Below are 19057 nucleotides of genomic sequence, written 5' to 3' on the forward strand. Positions count from 1 at the left end.
ATTATGTGGTTACTATAGCAAAGAGGATACACCTGTTCCCATTCCGAACACAGAAGTTAAGCTCTTTAGCGCCGATGGTACTTGGTGGGAAGCTGCCTGGGAGAGTAGGACGTAGCCGCGTAATTTTTTTTTGCGTGTAAAAAAATATTTACAAGCTGTCACTATTTTAAGATATTTTTAATAAAATAATTAAAAGGCCTAAATTTATAGGTTGAGTAGAAGGTGACAGCATGGTAAAGATATTAGACATAGGTGGAAACTTATTTTTTAGAATAGTAGAGTTGATATGTTTAGCAACAATATATTTTTATGTATTTCCAGCTAGTTCTATTATGATCAACATTGGTTTTATATTTGCAATAGCATTTTACAGTATGTTTTTCTATTACGGATACAAATCTAAAATGGGATTTAAAAAAGGAATATTAATTGGAGCAGTAGGATCTTTAGTTGCATTTACATTTGGTTTCTTTGCTTTATACCTTTATTTAGTTTCAGAACAACCATCAACTGCTATATGGCTTATGGGTCCATGGATAACTCCAACAATATCAATAACTAAAATGTTACCTAATAATATAAATAATTTTTATCCTGTAATATCTACTTTTATAACTATATTATTAACTGGTATAGGAAGTTGGATAGGAAAAATAAAATATAAAAATACCTAGGCTCTTTAAAAAGGGCTTAGGTATTTTTTATTGTAAAATAGTGGTAATATATAGATATTATGAAAAAATTATAAATTCTATTAAATAAAAAGAGTTCTATAAACCGAAAGTATGTTCTGGTAGTATGTTATAATTAAATAAGACAATAATCAATATAGGTGATAATAATGAAATGTATAATAGAAGGAAAAACAAGAAGTGGCAAAACAAGAAATGCCATAAACAAATATAAAGAGCTTATAGATAATAAAGTTCCAAGTGAAGATATACTAGTATTAATAAATAATAGAAACTCAAAGTTAAGATGGAGTAGAGAATTTGACTTTGAAATTTCTAGTGCTTTAAATGTATATACATACACAGGTTTTATTCAAAAAGAGGTAGTTAAATATTGGCCTATAATATGTTCTAATTGTAACTTAATAAAAAAACATAATATAAGACCTAAGTTTATATCAAACAATTTGAGTGAATATATAGTGCAAAGTTATATTGAAAATCACAGAGATTTAAAAGGATATTTTGGAGAAGTTACAGCTTCAAACTACCATATAACCAATAGTATATTGTTTAATATAAATAAAGCTTCACAAGGACAAATACCATTTGAAGAAATAGGAGACAGAATATATTACTCTAAAGAAAATAAAGAAACTATATCAAAGTCTACTTATAGAGAAATGGATGAGATGATAAACTTATATATTGAAGAAATGCTAAGAAATGGAATAATAGATTATTCTCTTAGTGTTTATTTGTATAACAATTATTTATTAGAAAATGAAATATATAAGATCAATTTAAATAAAGATGTAAAGTATCTTATAGTAGATGACTTAGAAACATCTTCAGTATCTCAAGTAGATTTTATAAATAGCATTATGGATAATTTAAAGGTCGCATATATGTATATAAATCCAATGGGAGACTATACAAGTTTTAGCGGTGTAGATATTAACTATATAAATAAAACATTATATAGTAAATGTGAATTAATGAAGTTAGAAGATGTAGATGATAAAGTTTTTAATAATATATCAAAGATATCATATGAATTAGCATTAAAAGAAGATATAGACTATGAATTATTTAAAAATATAGATATACAAAACTATATAGAATTAGATGTATCTAACCAATTACATAGCGAAATGGTATCTAATATATGTTCTAAAGTTATAGAATTAATAAGCAATGGTACAAATCCAAATGATATAGCTATAATATCTCCAGTCAATGATATAACCCTAGACTATCAATTAGAAAATACTTTAGCCAAAAACAATATAAATTTACACAATACTAAAAAGGATAGAAGAATAATAGATTATCCTTATGCTCATGCATTAATGGTAGGGGGTTGTCTATTTTATAATTGTGAGGACTTATTAAATGAACAAGATTTAATAAACTTTTATTCCTTAATATTTAATATAAATAAAATTAAAGCTTCAAAGATTATTAGAGGCGAATTAAATATAAAAGAATATGATGATTTTAAAACTTGGATTGAAAATAAGAAAAGTGATGATTTAAATATATATGAATTTCTAAGACGATTTTACTTAGAAAAACTAATTATGCTTAAAGATGGTAGAAATAACATAGAAGTTTGTAAAAAGTTAATAGAAGAAAGCGAAAAGTTTATAAGTATATTAAAAAATTTAAATATAAAACAAAACAATAGTTATGAGTATATTTTTATAGATTGTTTAAAGCGAAATATAAAGGATTATTATACAATTAGCGATATTGAAGAATTAGAAACTAAGGAATGTGTTATTTTAACCACTCCATATAGTTACTTGAGCTCTAATATAAATAGCGATATTCAAATATGGGTTGATATAACTAACAATACATGGAATATGAAAAATGAAAAAGAATTATCTAATGTTCATGTATTAATGAAAACTCATAAAGAAAAATCTGTTTATAGTGAAGAAATGGAAAATGAATATAAAAGATACTATTTAGCCAATACATTAAATTGTTTGCTAAGAAAATGTAATAAAAAAGTATATGCCTATGGAAGTGAATATACAGTAAATGGGTATGTGCAAGAAAGCTTATTATATACAGTTTTACTAAGACTTATAAATAAAGGTGAGTAATATGAGTGTTATAAATTATAGAGAAGATCAAATACCAATTATTAATTATAAAGGTGGAACTATGGCAGTTCCAGCTGTTCCTGGCGCTGGAAAAACATTTATAGTTACAAACTTAGTAGCTAAACTTATAGAAGAAAAAAAGCATAAACCTGGTAAAATACTTATACTTACTTATATGAATAGTGCGGTTAATAACTTTAAGGGTAGAATAGCTAAAATACTTAATGAAAGAGATATAAAAGAAAGTAACTCCTATGAAGTAATGACTATACACTCCTTAGCAGTTAAGATAATAAAAGAAAAACCAGATACAGTTATGTTAAATGAAGAGTTTAGCATAGTTGATGATCTTAAGAAGTATTTGATACTAAATGAATGTATCCAAAATTGGAGAAGTAACGGTGGAGATAGAATATTTAAATGGTTTCTCAAAGAGCAAAAAGATGCTAAATGGGTACAGATATCTTATGAAAGTTGGGAAAAGGGGTTTTTCGATGTAGTAGGTGCTATTATAAGTGCTCTTAAATACAAAGACATATCACCTCAAACACTAAAAGAAATAGCGTGGGATGATAATAGTTATAAGGGATTTTTAAGATGTATAGCACCTATTTATTATGAATACGATAAAAAGTTAAAATCTCAGGGATTACTAGATTATGATGACTTACTTATGTTAGGATACAAGGCATTAAAAAATGATAGTGCACTTCTAGAAAAATTCCAAAAAAGGTATACATATATATTTGAAGATGAGTGTCAGGACTCTAATGAAATACAAGGGAAAATATTAAAGTTAATATATGAAAAGAATAACAACTTAGTTAGAGTTGGAGATGTAAATCAAAGTATAAACGGAACATTTTCATCATCAGATCCAAAATTTTTCAAAGAATTTATGGAAAAGGCAGATGTTTGCTATAAGATGGATATGTCTAATAGAAGCTCAAAAGACATAATAGAACTTGCCAACAATCTTGTAACTTATGTTAGAAGTAGTTTGCCTGAAATAAAATGTAGTGATGCGCTTCAGGATATGAACATAAGAACTGTACCTAAAGGTATGGGGTATAAAGAAAATCCTGAGCCAACGCGATATGGAGTAAACTACAAGTGGTACAAGTCATGGGAAGATGAAATAATAAAAACTGTTAAAAATATAAAGTGGCTTAAAGAAAACTATGAAACTAAAAGTATAGGGATATTGGTTCCTTATAACTCGCAAATAAAAGAAATCGGAGAAATTTTGACCAATGAAAATATTGAATTTGATGAACTATCATCAAGTTCTGCCGGGAGAAGAAAAGTAATAAATTATGTTGGATATATACTAGATTTTGTATATAACTGCTATAACATAGAAAAATTACTTTGGGTTCTAGATAAAATATTTATAAATACTGAAAACAAAATAAGCAAAGAAGAATTATTAAAATTTTTAAATGAATATAGTACTGAAGATATATTATATGATTTAGATAATATACTAAAAAACATAGTATTAGATCCAAATGAAGAAATATATAAAGACTTAGTAAATGGAGTAAATATATTACGTGATATATTAGAATATCCTTCAATAAAGATAGATGAATTTGTCCTTTATATAGGAAGCAAATTAGATATAAATATACAAGAAAAGGCTATGGTTGATTATTTATCTTATTATGTTAAGTATTTAAGCTTAGACAACTTAAATATAAGTATTAAAGATGTTTATGAAATACTTTTAGATGATAGAAATAGGGTATTTAATTATATAAGCGATATAATATATGAAATGAATGGGTATGAGCCTAAGCCTGGTGGAATAACTGTTTGCACATATCATAAATCAAAGGGAATGGAATGGGACTGTGTATTTCTATTGGACTTAACAGAATTTAAATTCCCTGATAATACTAATCAAAAATTCCAAGGAGAACATTGGTATCTAAAAGATAAGTGGAAAAACCCTGTTGCCATAGGTAAGTCAGAAATAGACTCTATAAACACAGGGGATAGCCATGAGGATTACTTACAAAAACACAAAATAGAAATAATAAGTGAAAAAATAAGACTTTTATATGTAGGGATAACAAGGGCAAAGGAATTTTTAATATTGTCAGGCCATGAGCTAAGCAACCAAAAGAAAAAACAAAACCCTTGTATATACTATAGAAACTTAAGTAGATATATAAACATAAAAAGAGGGGGCGCTAATAATGGATAAAAGAAAATTAAACAGTTTTTATTATAGCCAAAATTCAATTAACACATTTAAAAGCTGTCCTCTTAAGTTCAAATATAAGTATATAGAAAACATAAATTGGAAAAGTGATGATATAGAAAATAGAGATTACTATGAAAGTTTGGAAATGGGAACTGAATTTCACCTTGTTTGTGAAAGATACTTTAGCAATATACCTACAGGACTAAACAATGAGGATAAATATAAAAAGTTCAATGAATGGTTAAACAAAATAAAAGAACTTATTCCAATAGATGATAGTAATAAATATATACCTGAATATGAAATAAGATACAAAAAAGATGATATAAAATTACAGGCAAAATACGATTTAATAGTTATAAAAGAAAATGAAATAGAGATTTGGGATTGGAAAACAGAAAGCAGAAAACTAACATATAAAAATGCCGAAAGTAGAATTCAAACTATTGTATATTTATATGTTTTAGGAGAGTCATTAAAAAGTTTGTTTAATATTAATATACCCTATGAAAATATAACTATGAACTATTACCAGCCTGATTATATGGACGAACCTATATCAATAAAATATAGTTTACAAAAAAGAAAATTTTATGAAGATAAACTTAAATTTTATCTAAATACAATAACATATAGCGATTTTTATATCCAAGATAATGAACTTCAAAATAATAAACATTGTAGTTTTTGTGAATTTAATAAACTTTGTAATAATCAAGATATAAGTTACAACTATAGTGAGGATGTGATAGAGTGAGTTTGAAATTTATATATGGTAGATCGGGAAGCGGAAAAACTACATATTGTATAGAAGAAATAAAAAATAAATTAAAAGAAGATAAAAAAACACCTTTAATATTATTAGTTCCGGAACAATACACATTTCAAGCAGAAAAAAGGCTTAGTGAGCATATAGATAAAGATCCTTATTTTAGAGCTAGAGTACTTAGTTTTAAGACAATGAGCAATATTGTATTTACTGAATGTGGTGGATTAACACATGTATATATGGAACCTGGTGGAAGGGTTATGCTTATATACAAAATAATAGAAAAGTTAAAAGATGAATTAAAAATATTTTCAACTGCTGCATCTCAACAAGGATTTGTAAGCAATATATCAGATATTATATCAGAACTTAAGCAATATAAAATAAGTCCTGAAGAATTAAGAATTGCATCTGCTGATATGGAAAATGAATTTTTAAAATCAAAATTACAAGATATAAGTAAAATATATGAGGAATTTGAAAATAGATTACATGAAAAATATATAGATTCCCAAGATGCATTAGATATGTTGGCTAAAAAATTAGAGGACTGCACTTACTTTAATAATGCAGAAATCTATATAGATGAGTTCACTGGATTTACTCCAAGTCAGTATAGTGTAGTGGAAAAATTACTACAAAAAACCGATGTAAATATGACATTAGTAACAGATGCACTACATAATGGGGCAAGTTATGATAAAACTGAAGTTTTTGCTCGTACAAATTTTACTGAAGAAAAACTAGTGAAGCTTTGTTCTAAAATAAATGTAAAAATTGAAAAACCTATAAACTTAAATGAAAACTCTTTAAAAAGATTTAAAGATAATATAGAACTTAGTCATTTAGAAAAATACTATCATGCTTATCCATATAAAGCATATAAAAATGAAACAAATAATATATGTATATTCGAGTCTACGAACTTATATAGCGAAGTAGAGGAAACTGCAAAGGATATAATAAGACTTGTTAGAGAAAAAAACATAAGATACAGAGATATAACTGTTGCCACTAGAGATTTAAATAGATACTCAAATCTTATAGAATCAATATTTAATGAATATGATATACCTTCATTTATAGATGAAAAAAGAGAAGTAAAAAGCAATCCAATAGTAGTTATTATTGTATCAGCTTTAGAGATGTATTCTAAAAGGTATAACTATGAATCTGTATTTAGATATCTAAAAAGTGGACTTATAGGTATTGATAGAGACGACATAAGTTTAATAGAAAATTATGTACTTGCAAATGACATAAAAGGTAAAAAGTGGCTTGAAGATAAGTGGAATTATAGACTAGATTATAACCTAGAAAATGATATAAGTGAATATGAATCATATGTTATAGAAAAGGTAAATGAAACAAAAAGCCAAATAATGCCTCCAATACTCAAGTTCCATGGGAAACTAAAAGGAAGAAACAAAGTAAAGGATATATGTAGATATGTATATGAATTTTTAATAGATGCAGATATTCCCAATATACTAGAGTTAACTATTGAATATCTAAAAAGTAAAGATGAACTAGATACAGCAAACCAGTATTCACAAGTTTGGGATATTGTTGTAGACATATTAGACCAAATGGTTGAAATAATGGGAGATGAATGGATACCACTAGATCAATACATAAAAATTATAACTTCAGGATTTGAAGAATATGAAATAGGGGTTGTACCTCCTACACTAGACCAAGTACTTGTAAGTAGTGTAGATAGAATGAAAAACACTAATACAAAATACTTTTACTTATTAGGAACTAACGATGGTATTTTTCCACTTGCAGCAAAGGACAATGGGTTATTAAACGATATGGACAGAGAAAGACTAAGTCAAGCTGGAGTTGAAGTAGATATAGACAGCAAGACAAAAACCTTTGAAGAACAATTCTTAGTATATAAAGCGCTGACATTAAGTAGTGAATATATGAGAATTAGTTATCCTATAGCTGACCATGAAGGAAAAACCCTAAGACCATCTATAATAATATCTAGGCTTAAGAAGCTGTTTCCAAATATAAAAATAGAAACAGATATAATAAAACCAGATATAAATAAAGATGAAGATATACTAAAACTTATTACTAGAGAACTACCTACTTTTAATGAAATGATAAAATCTATAAAGTCATGGGATGAAACTGATTATATAAATAATATATGGTTAGACGTTTATAAGTACTATATAGACAGCGAAAAATACAGTGATTTAACTAGTAGAATTATTGAGGGAATATATTATACAAATCAAGTTGAAAGTGTAGATGTAGAAAAACTAAAGAAATTATATGGAGATAAAATGTACTTTAGTGTATCAAGACTTGAAAAATACGCTCAATGCCCATTTGCTTATTTTGTTCAATATGGGCTTAAGGCAAAAGAAAGAAAAGTATATTCATTTTCAGCACCTGATTTAGGTACATTTATGCACAATGTATTAGATAAATTCTCAAACTCAATTAAAGAAGACAATTCATCTTGGAAGGATATAGACAATAAATATATAGAAAATAAAATATCAGATATAGTAGATACAATGATATCCAAAATACCTGGATATATTTTAGAAAGCTCAGCTAGATATAAATACTTATCTCGTAGACTAAAGACAATATTGATAAGTGCCATACAAATAATAGCAGAGCAAATTAAAAAGGGATCATTTGAGCCATTAGATTATGAGGTTGGATTTGGATATGAGGAAAAATACCCTCCTATAAAAATAGTGCTAGAAACAGGAGAAGAAATAGACCTAAGGGGTAGGATAGATAGAGTTGATATATTTGAGAAAGAAGATGAAAGTTATATAAGAATAGTTGATTATAAAACAGGTAACAAATCATTAAGTTTATCTGATATATACTATGGACTTCAATTACAGCTATTGGTATATTTAGATGCAATAATTGAAGGTGCAAAAGAAGAGGAAAATAACTTAAACCCAGCTGCAATATTATACTTTAGAATAGATGACCCTATCATAACTGCAAAAGAAAACATGGAAGATGAATCTATAAAAGAAGCTATAATGAAAAAGTTAAAAATGAAGGGGTTAGTAGTTAAAGATGCTGACATAGTAAAGGAAATGGACCACGATTTAGAAGAAAATTCGTCTACGTCATCAATAATACCAGCATCTATAAAAAAGGACGGAACTTTAAGTAGTAAAACCCATGGAGCAACTTATGAAGAGTTTGACATACTTAGAAAATATGTAAAATCAACTATAAAAGATTTATGTGAAGAAATGTTAAGTGGAAATATTATGATAAAACCATATAAGAAAAATAAATCCACATCTTGTGAGTACTGTGAGTATTCAGCTATATGCCAATTTGATGGATCAATAAAAGATAATAAATATAGAAATATGAATGATAAAAAAGACGATGAAGTGCTAGAACTTATGAGAAAGGCGGTTGAGTGCTAATGAGTGCCCCTAAATGGACAAGAGAACAACAAATGGCTATAGATGCTAGAAACAGCAACTTATTAGTAGCAGCTGCTGCTGGTTCTGGTAAAACAGCAGTATTGGTTGAAAGAATAATAAAAATAATAACTGACACTGATAATTTAGTTGATATAGACAAGCTTTTAGTTGTGACATTTACTAATTCAGCAGCATCAGAAATGAGAGAAAGAGTAGGAAATGCTATATCAAAGGAATTAGACAAAAACCCAGAAAGTAGACATTTACAAAATCAACTTGTTTTACTTAATAAAGCAAATATAACTACTATACATTCATTTTGTCTAGAGGTTATAAGATCTAACTTTCATAAAACAAATTTAGATCCTAATTTTAGAATAGGAGATGAAACTGAAAATACTTTATTAAGGCAAGAAGCAATATCAGAGCTATTTGAAGAATATTACGAAATAGAAGATGAAGATTTCTTAAACTTAGTTGAAAGCTATGCAGAAAGAAGAGGAGATAGTGGCCTTCAAGAAATGGTACTTAGTATATACAACTTTGCAATGGCATCTCCATATCCTGAACAATGGCTAACTGAATCTGCAGAGAAATTTAATATAAATGATGATTTCGATTTTGGAAAATCAATTTGGGCAGAAAATATAATTGAAAATATTAAGATGGAAATATACGGTATAGAAGCTCAAATGTCAAAGGCCTTAAGATTTATAGAAAATATAGAAGAACTAGAAAAGTATATAGTTAAATTTAGATCTGAACTTGAAGGAATAAGAAGTATACTTAGAAGTTGTGATATATCTTGGGATAGTTTATATGATTCTATGACAGATATGAAGTTTGAGAACTTTAGGGGTGTTAGACTTCCATCTGATACATCAGAATATATAAAAGAAATTAGAGATAAAGCAACTGCAATAAGAAAAAGAGTAAAAGAAAAATTAGAAAAAACAATAAAAGATACATTTAATAGAGATAAAGAAGAAATAAAAAAAGAAATACAACATCTTTATCCACTTATGAAGACTATTAGCAAGGTAGTACTAGGATTTAATGAAAAGTACTCAAGTAAGAAAAGAGAAAGAGGAATAATAGACTTTAACGATATAGAACATTTTGCTCTAAAAATACTTATAAATAACGATGAAGAAGAAAGTAAGCCATCAGACATTGCACTTCAATATAGAGAAAAATTTGAAGAAATATTTATAGATGAATATCAAGATAGTAACCTAGTACAAGAAGTATTATTAGGTACTATTGCTAAAATAGATATTCCAAATAGATTTATGGTTGGAGATGTTAAACAAAGTATTTATAGATTTAGACAGGCAAAACCAGAGATATTCTTAGATAAATACAATAGATACAGTGAAGATGAAAGTGCTGACAGTAAAAAAATAATGCTTTATAAAAACTTTAGAAGTAGAAAAGAAGTTATACAAAGTGTAAATTATATATTTGAAAATATAATGAGTAAAAATGTAGGAGAACTTGAGTACACAGAAAATGAAAGATTAAATCTAGGCGCAAGTTTTAAAGAAATAGATGATACATATACAATAGTAGGAGGGCCTACTGAAATACATATAATAGAAAAAACTAAGGGTAAAGGCAGTAACGATGAAGAATCTAAGGTCGATGCAGAAGATAGTATAGATGAAAATTTAGATGAAAACGAAGATGAAGAAATAGACAATATGCAACTTGAAGCTAGAATGATAGGAAATATAATAAAGGACTTAATGAAATCAAAAGAAGATGGAAAGATATTTAAAGTATATGATAAGAAAATAGATAACTATAGACCTGTTCAATATAAAGATATAGTTATACTTCTACGTGCTACATCTAACTGGGCTCAGGTATTTGTAGAAGAACTTACAGCACTTGATATACCTACTTATGCAGATACATCAATAGGTTACTTTGACACTATAGAAATAAAGACTATAATATCATTACTTCAAGTTATAGACAATCCTATGCAAGATATACCTCTACTTTCTATATTAAAATCACCTATATTTGCATTTACTCTTGAAGATATGATTGATATAAGAGTTGAAGTACCAGAAAAGAGTTTTTATGAGGCTATTTTAAGTTTTTCACAAGGTGAAGACGATAGAGCTTATAAATCAAGGGAATTTATATCTAAAATAAAAACTTGGCAAGAAAAGTCACTTTACATGGATACAGATGAATTCTTATGGCATCTTTATAAAGAAACTGGGTACTTTGGATATGTAGGGGCATTGCCTGGTGGATCTCAAAGACAAGCTAATTTAAAAGTATTATTTGAAAGAGCTAAACAATTTGAAGAGACAAGCTTCAAGGGATTGTTTAACTTTATAAACTTTATAAATAAGCTAAAAAATGTAAGTGGAGATATGGGTAGTGCTAAAACATTAGGAGAAAATGCAGACGTTGTTAGAATAATGAGTATACATAAAAGTAAAGGTCTTGAATTCCCAGTTGTAATATGTGCGGGAATGGGAAAAAACTTCAACCTTCAAGATATAAGAAAAAATATTTTATACCATCATAAATTAGGATACGGTCCACAGTTTGTAGACTTTGAAAGAAGAATAGCTTATCCTAGTATAGCTAAAGAAGCTCTTAAGAAAAGATTAAACGTAGAGAGTTTATCTGAAGAAATGAGAATATTATACGTTGCATTTACTAGGGCAAAAGAAAAGCTTATAATGACTGGTTCTGTTAGAGATATACAAAAAAGTGTAGACAAATGGTCTGAAAATGCAGAAAGTAAAAATCCGCTTCCAGAATATGAAATATTAAAAGGTAGAAACTTCTTAGACTGGATTGGGCCTTCAATAATGAAGCACAAAGACTGTAACAAGCTTAGAACTATGGCAAATTTAGATTGTAATGAGTCTATTCACGAGTCTAGATGGGAAGCTAGGTTATGGTATCCTGATGAATTAATAAAAATTGAAAAAACAAAAGAAGAAGAAAAAAAGGATATAATTGAAATTTTAGATAATATGGACTTTAGTAATGACAAAAGTGACTACGGAGATATTATAAGAACTAGATTGTCATATGAGTATCCATATAAAGAAGCTATAGATCTTCCTACATCACTTGCAGCTACTGAAATAAAAAGGATACAAGAAAGTGAAGACACTGTTGAATATAAAAACATGTTTAATAAAGTTACAAAACTTAAAAAGCCATTGTTCATACAAGAAGGTGAGGCAATAAGTAAAATAAGTGGTATGGAAAGAGGTACTATAACCCATTTAATTATGCAAAAGTTAGACTTAACTAAAGTAGGAAATATAAGTGATATTAAAGATCAATTAGATAATTTAGTAAAAAATGAAATAATAACAAAAATACAAAGTGAAGTTATAAATCCATTTAAAATATATAATTTCTTTAAATCAAACATTGGAAAGAGAATGTTAAATGCAGAGTTTTTAAAAAGAGAGCAAGCTTTTTATATTCAATTTAGAGCTAATGAAATATACAAAGAACTAGAAGAAAAATATGAAGATGAGTATATAATGGTCAGGGGTATAATAGATGCTTATTTTGAAGAAAATGAAGAGATAGTTCTAATAGACTATAAAACAGATTATGTAGATTCTAGTAGCAAAACGGAAATTATAAATAAATACAAAAAACAACTAGATTTATATTCAAATGCACTACAAAATCTTACAGGAAAAAAAGTAAAAGAAAAATATATATATTTATTTGGAATTGATGAAGAAGTAAAATATTAGATTTGTTGGAGGATATAATGAAATTTATTCATACATCAGATTGGCATCTAGGGAAACACCTAGAAGGCCATTCAAGATTACCTGAACAAGAAATGTTTTTAGAAGACTTTGTAAATACAGTAGAAGAAAAAAATATAGATATGGTTATAATAGCTGGAGATATTTACGATACTAGTAATCCTCCAGCTCAAGCTGAGAAATTGTTTTATAAAACTATAAAAAGACTATCTAACAACGGAAAAAGACCAGTTTTGATAATAGCTGGAAATCATGATAATCCTGAAAGGCTTGCAGCTGCAAGTCCTTTAGCATATGAACATGGAATAATGATAATGGGAAATCCTAAAAGCAAGGTAGAAACTGGAGGATATGAAGGGTTCAGCATATTAGAAAGTGGAGAAGGATATATAGAAGTAGATATAAAGAATGAAAGGGCAGTAATTTTAACCCTTCCTTATCCAAGTGAAAAAAGGTTAAATGAAGTTTTAAGTGAATCCACTGACGATGAATCTAGACAAATAGGATACTCACAAAAAATAGGACAAATATTTGATACACTATCATCTAAATTTAGGGACGATACTATAAACATAGCAGTATCACATTTATTTGTATTAGGTGGAGAGGGGTCAGATTCAGAAAGACCTATAGAGCTAGGTGGGAGCTTGATTGTAAACAAAGAACATTTACCACAAAATGCTCAATATATAGCACTTGGACATTTACATAAACCACAAAAAATATCTGAAAGATTAAATATATATTATTCTGGATCACCACTTCAATACAGCAAAAGTGAAATAAATTATTCAAAGTGTTCTTATATAGTAGACATACATCCTAAGGAAAAAGCAAATGTAGAAGAAGTATACTTTAAAAACTACAAACCTATAGAAGTATTTAAATGTAACTCTATAGATGAAGCAATAAGTAAATGTGAAGAAAATAAGGATAGAGATATATGGGCTTATTTTGAAATAAAAACTGATGAAGTAATACCTCAGTCTATAATTAAAAAAATGAAAGAATTACTTCCAGACATAATAGAAATAAAACCTATAATAGATGGTATTGAAGACTTTGAAGAAGATATAGATATAAAAGAAAGATCAATGGCTGAGTTATTTAAAGAGTTTTATAAAAATACAAGAGAACTAGAACCAAAGGGCGAATTAATGGATTTGTTTTTAGATATAACTAACGAAGAAGGAAGTGAATAGAATGAAGCCCATTAAACTAAGCTTAAGTGGATTGAATAGCTATATAGAAAATCAAGAAGTTGACTTTGAAAAGCTTATAGAAAGAGGTCTGTTTGGAATATTTGGGGCTACAGGTAGCGGTAAGTCTACAATATTAGATGCTATAACTATAGCTATGTATGGTCAAATACCTAGAAATACAAAGGAATTTATAAATTCATTGGCTGATACTGCAAGTGTTAGTTATGAATTTGAAATAGGTAGAGGAAGCTTAAGAAGAAGATTTATAATAGATAGAAATATAAAAAGAAAAAAAGACGGTGGATTCCAAACTACATTATGTAGAATTGTTGAAGTATACAGCGATGGAACTAAAGAAGTGTTAGCTGATAAATCTACAGAAGTTAATAAAAAAGTAGCAGATATAATTGGACTTACATCTGAAGATTTTACTCGTTCAGTAGTTTTACCTCAAGGTAAGTTTAATGACTTTTTAAAACTTACAGGGTCTGATAGAAGAAATATGTTAGAGCGTATATTTGGTCTTGAAAAGTATGGAAGAAACTTAACTGATAAAATAAGAAGTAGAAAAAATAAACAAAATGAAATATTAACTGAGTTAAAAGGTAAGTTAAGCCAATATGATAATGTAACTGAAGATTTATATAAGGAAACTGAAAATGAGTTAAATAATTTAAAAACAGAAGAATCAAAACTAAAGATAGAAAGTGCTTTACTTGAAAACGAGTATGTAGAAAGTAAATCTATATATGAAACACAAGTTGAGCTAAGTAAATATATAACTAAAAAAGAAAGCCTAGATACGAAAGGTAATGATATAAACAATAAAAAAGAAAAATTAGAAAATGGAAAAAAAGCACTATCTATAAATCCATATATAGAAAGTATGAGTAAACTTGAAAAAGATATAAGTTCACATGAAAATAATATAGAAAATATAAAAAGTGAACTTAAACTGATACAACAAAGTATAACAATAACACAAAAAAAATATGACGAAGCATATGCTAAGAAAAATAATGAAGTTCCAGTTCTTCTTAAAAATCAAGAAAGATTAGAAAATGCTATAAAGTTAGAAGAAATAGTTGAAAAGTTAGAAAGTGAATTACAAGGCTTAAGAGATAAATACAATATAGAAATAACACAAAAAACTAAGTTAGAAAATGAGTTTAAGGATTTAGTTAGCAAAAGAGAGATAGTAATAAGAAAAATAAAAGATATAGAAAATAGTATTAGTGAAATAAATATAAGTGCAGACTTTAAACAAAGTGTATATGAAGGTGCAAATATAGAAAATGAATACAATAAATTAGTTAAAGATAAAAAAGAAAAAGAAACAAAGGTAGAGAGTATAAAAAAGGAATTACAATCTACAAAAACTAACTACGAAAGAGTATCTACAATTAAAAAAGATATAGATACAAAAGTAAAAGAATTTGTAGAAAAGCAAGAAAAACTTGAAAAAAACTGTCCTGGAGATAGCAACTTAATATTAAGTAAAAACGAAGAATTAATGAATTTAAAAACAAAATTACAACAGACAAAGGAAAACCAAAGTAAAAAAGATGAACTACAAAAATCTTTGACTGAAATATTAGATGTAAGGTATAAATTCGATAGAGAAATACCAGTGTTATCTTTAAATGTAGAAACTAAAGAAAATAATATATTAGAATTAGAAAAAGATTTGGAAAAGCTAAGATATTTAAACTTGGCAAGTGGATTGGCAAAGGAGTTAAAAGAAAGTCACCCATGTCCAGTTTGTGGGTCTACCCACCATCCAAATTTAACTTCATCTAATAAAGATATGGAAATAGCACACAAACAAGAAAGATTGTCTATTTTTAAAGAAGAGTTAGGTAGTTTAAAAAGTAAATTAGATCAAATAAAACCTCAAAATGCTGTATATATGTCTCAAGAAAAAGAAAAAAGAGAAGAATTAGAGGCTATAAAATCAAAGCTAGAAGGAATAGATATAAACGAACTAAGCAATTCTGTTAACTTACTGCAAAATGAGGTTATATTACTTAAAAATAAAATAGTTGAGTATGATAATTCTAAAAAAGAAGTAGATAATTTACTTGTCAAGTATAGAGAAGAAAAGTCTAAAATAGATCAAGAAGAAGTAAAATTACATCAAAATATAGATAGTTCTAGTAAGTCTTTAAATGAATTAAAAAATGAACTTGAAAATATAAATAAAAAACACGATGAAGTTAGAAATGCCTATAATGGGTACAAGCATAAACTACAAATAGAAAATATATCTCAAAAATTAGAAGTAATAAATAAAAATGAAAAGAAACTAGAAGAACTTAGAATTACTTTTAATGACTTAAGTAAACAAAGAGAAGTTTATGATGAAAATATAAACAATACTCAAGAAAGTATACAAAAGCATAATACAGAAGCTATAATGCTAAAAGAAGTAGGATCTGAAAAAAGAAAACAAAAAGACCAAAATCAAAATGAATTGCTTAGCATCACTAAAGGAATTAGTGCTAAGTATTTATTAGAAAAACTTTTAGAAGAAATAAATGTTATAAATAAAAATGAAGAAAATTTAAAAGTAAAGCTAGAAAGTGAAAAAACACAAGAAAGTACTAAAGCTACTGAAAGAGATAAAATAGAAGAAAGACTAAATGCTTCTAAAGAACACCTAAAAACTCAAAGTGAAACTCTTCATAAATTGTTAGTTGAAAATAAATTTAGTGATATATACAAAGTTATGCAGTGTTTAATGGATAAAAACATAATGGAAGAAATGGAAAAAGAAATAAAATTATATGAAGAAGAGTATCAAGCTATTTCTTTAAATATAGTTAACTTAAAGGATAGGTTAGATGGAAAAAATATAACAGAGGAAAAATATAAGGAATTAGAAATTAAATTAAAAGAGTTAAAAAATAGTTTAAATGAAAAAACACATGAAATTGGAAGTAAACAAGAAAGGTTAAACAATATAAGACAATCTTTAGATAAAGTTAAGGATATAAGTAAGAGCTATGAAGAAGCTGATAAGAAAATGGATTTACTAAACGAACTTGATAAAGTGACTCAAGGTAATAAGTTTGTAGAGTATGTAGCTACAAATCAATTAAAGTATATAGCCATAGAAGCTTCTAAAAGATTAAAAAATATTACAAAAGGCAGATATGCACTTGAACTAGATGGAAGTGGTAACTTTATAATGAGGGATGACTTTAATGGTGGAGTTAGAAGGTCTGTAGATACATTATCTGGAGGAGAAACATTCTTAACATCATTATCACTTGCACTTGCATTATCATCACAAATACAGCTAAAGGGAAGTGCCCCACTTGAATTCTTCTTCTTAGATGAAGGATTTGGAACATTAGACAGCGATTTGTTGGAGATAGTTATGCAATCACTAGAAAGACTTCACAGTGATAAGCTAAGCGTAGGTATAATAAGCCATGTTGAAGAACTTAAAAATAGAGTACCTGTAAAACTTATAGTAACTTCAAGTGAAGGTGGGTATGGATCAAAAGTTAAAATAGAATATAGTTAAAAAAAGAAGCGTCTACAGGGGGAGTGTAGACGCTTCCTTTTTTATATTGTTCAGGGGGAGAGATGTTTCTTCCGCTCTCATATTTTAATTATTAACAAAACAGAAAAAGTTATACATAAATAATAAAGTATTTTATAAAAAATTAAGTTGCTTGTACTGATTTTTCACGTATTTCTAAAGAGCAAATTCCACAAGTAGGGTATATAAAAATCCTATTGCTTCTAATAGCGAACACTATATCAGTATTGGCTTTTATTATTTGAGCTCTAGTAAAGCAGTTGGTGTTAGAAATTGGAAAATTAATATCAGTATCTAGGGTAAAACAAAGTAAATCTGCATTATCCGTTTCTTTAAAGCAATTTATAACTTCTGATATGCCGTCTATGCAACTGCAGGGGTTTATACTACAATCTGAACTTATAAAGTTACTTATTTTTTCACTGAGTTGCATAATAGTGTTCGAATCAGTAATTGCATTCATAGTATTAAGTCTAACTATATTACATATAGAAATAAAAACATTAGGTTTAGATATCATATTATCAGAAAGATATACTGTATCTTTAGTTATCTCATATATATAACCCCTAAAGCTTTTATTTTTAGCAACTACTATCACTAATATATCTTTTTTTTCAAATAATTGTAATATTTTTCTCAATGTTTCTACGCTAGAACCGTTGTCACACCGAGAATTTCTATCACAAAAATCATAATATTTTATTGAATTTTCATCCATTTAATAGCCTCCTTCCAATTATAATTTAGCGTAGAGAACAATCTCTATACTAAATTATATGAGAAATTGGATAAGTTGTTACATACTGCTAGTTATATCCTTTTTCTTAAAAATGAAGCCACTATGATTTTAAAATCATAGTGGCTTATGTATTATCTATGCAGTTGGGTTTTCAATTAATGTAGCAAAAACTGCTTTATGGCAATGGCCATCATCAAATGAAGTTTGTACTTCTACAAAGTGTACATGTTTTCCATCGCAAACAGGAATAGCAGGACCTGTTCTTCCAACAACTTGATGGTAATGTCCGCACTTATCACCATATTCTTTGAAGTAATCAGTATTTACACAAAAATCATGTACATGGGTTTTACATCCATCTACATATACATTAATTTTTTCACTAGTAACTCCAGCAAATCTATGATTATGTCTGTCGCTACATCTTTCAGCTAATCTAGTGCTACCTAAAAATTCATGGACATGAGTTTGGTCACATGAGCAACCACATGAGTGATTAAATGCACGGTCATCAGAACATTCACCACAACATTGATCTACAGTTTCAAGAGTTAAATCTTTTTCTTCCATAAACAAATCCCCTTTTC

At 27.5% G+C, this 19057-nt stretch carries 10 protein-coding genes and 1 rRNA gene; 9 read left to right on the forward strand and 2 right to left on the reverse strand.

Features of this window, described 5'->3' with window-relative positions:
* The first annotated feature begins 4 nt into the window (after positions 1–4).
* The 9 genes from rrf to BS62_RS11560 all read left to right on the forward strand — a co-directional run bounded on the left by rrf (position 5) and on the right by BS62_RS11560 (position 17710).
* Positions 5–121: ribosomal RNA gene (gene rrf / locus BS62_RS11520) — 5S ribosomal RNA — on the forward strand.
* Positions 122–230: 109 nt separating this feature from the next.
* On the forward strand, positions 231–674 hold the full coding sequence (locus BS62_RS11525; protein WP_496491429.1) for a hypothetical protein: 444 nt from the start codon (positions 231–233) through the stop codon (positions 672–674).
* A gap of 167 nt (positions 675–841) precedes the next feature.
* Positions 842–2788, forward strand: a complete 1947-nt coding sequence (locus tag BS62_RS11530; protein WP_496491430.1) for a hypothetical protein — start codon at positions 842–844, stop codon at positions 2786–2788.
* Between the two features lies 1 nt (position 2789).
* Positions 2790–5000, forward strand: coding sequence for an ATP-dependent helicase (locus BS62_RS11535; protein ID WP_496491431.1), 2211 nt, complete (start codon positions 2790–2792; stop codon positions 4998–5000).
* Positions 4993–5757, forward strand: coding sequence for a PD-(D/E)XK nuclease family protein (locus BS62_RS11540; RefSeq protein ID WP_496491432.1), 765 nt, complete (start codon positions 4993–4995; stop codon positions 5755–5757). The genes BS62_RS11535 and BS62_RS11540 overlap by 8 nt, the downstream gene beginning before the upstream one ends.
* Positions 5754–9203, forward strand: a complete 3450-nt coding sequence (addB, locus tag BS62_RS11545) for a helicase-exonuclease AddAB subunit AddB (protein ID WP_496491433.1) — start codon at positions 5754–5756, stop codon at positions 9201–9203. The genes BS62_RS11540 and addB overlap by 4 nt, the downstream gene beginning before the upstream one ends.
* A complete protein-coding gene (gene addA / locus BS62_RS11550) occupies positions 9203–12958 on the forward strand; it encodes a helicase-exonuclease AddAB subunit AddA (protein ID WP_496491434.1) in 3756 nt (1251 codons plus the stop codon). Before addB ends, addA begins: the two co-directional genes overlap by 1 nt.
* Before the next feature lie 17 nt (positions 12959–12975).
* A complete protein-coding gene (locus BS62_RS11555; RefSeq protein ID WP_496491435.1) occupies positions 12976–14178 on the forward strand; it encodes an exonuclease SbcCD subunit D in 1203 nt (400 codons plus the stop codon).
* Between the two features lies 1 nt (position 14179).
* Positions 14180–17710, forward strand: coding sequence for an SbcC/MukB-like Walker B domain-containing protein (locus BS62_RS11560; protein ID WP_496491436.1), 3531 nt, complete (start codon positions 14180–14182; stop codon positions 17708–17710).
* A 142-nt stretch (positions 17711–17852) separates the two neighbouring features.
* Here the strand turns inward: BS62_RS11560 and BS62_RS11565 are convergent, their stop codons facing one another.
* Positions 17853–18449: a hypothetical protein gene (locus BS62_RS11565; RefSeq protein WP_496491437.1), complete on the reverse strand. Its 597-nt coding sequence runs from the start codon at positions 18447–18449 to the stop codon at positions 17853–17855.
* 156 nt (positions 18450–18605) lie between these two features.
* A complete protein-coding gene (locus tag BS62_RS11570) occupies positions 18606–19040 on the reverse strand; it encodes a YmaF family protein (protein WP_496491438.1) in 435 nt (144 codons plus the stop codon).
* Positions 19041–19057 lie beyond the last annotated feature (17 nt).

The sequence above is a fragment of the Sporacetigenium mesophilum DSM 16796 genome, from assembly GCF_059569055.1.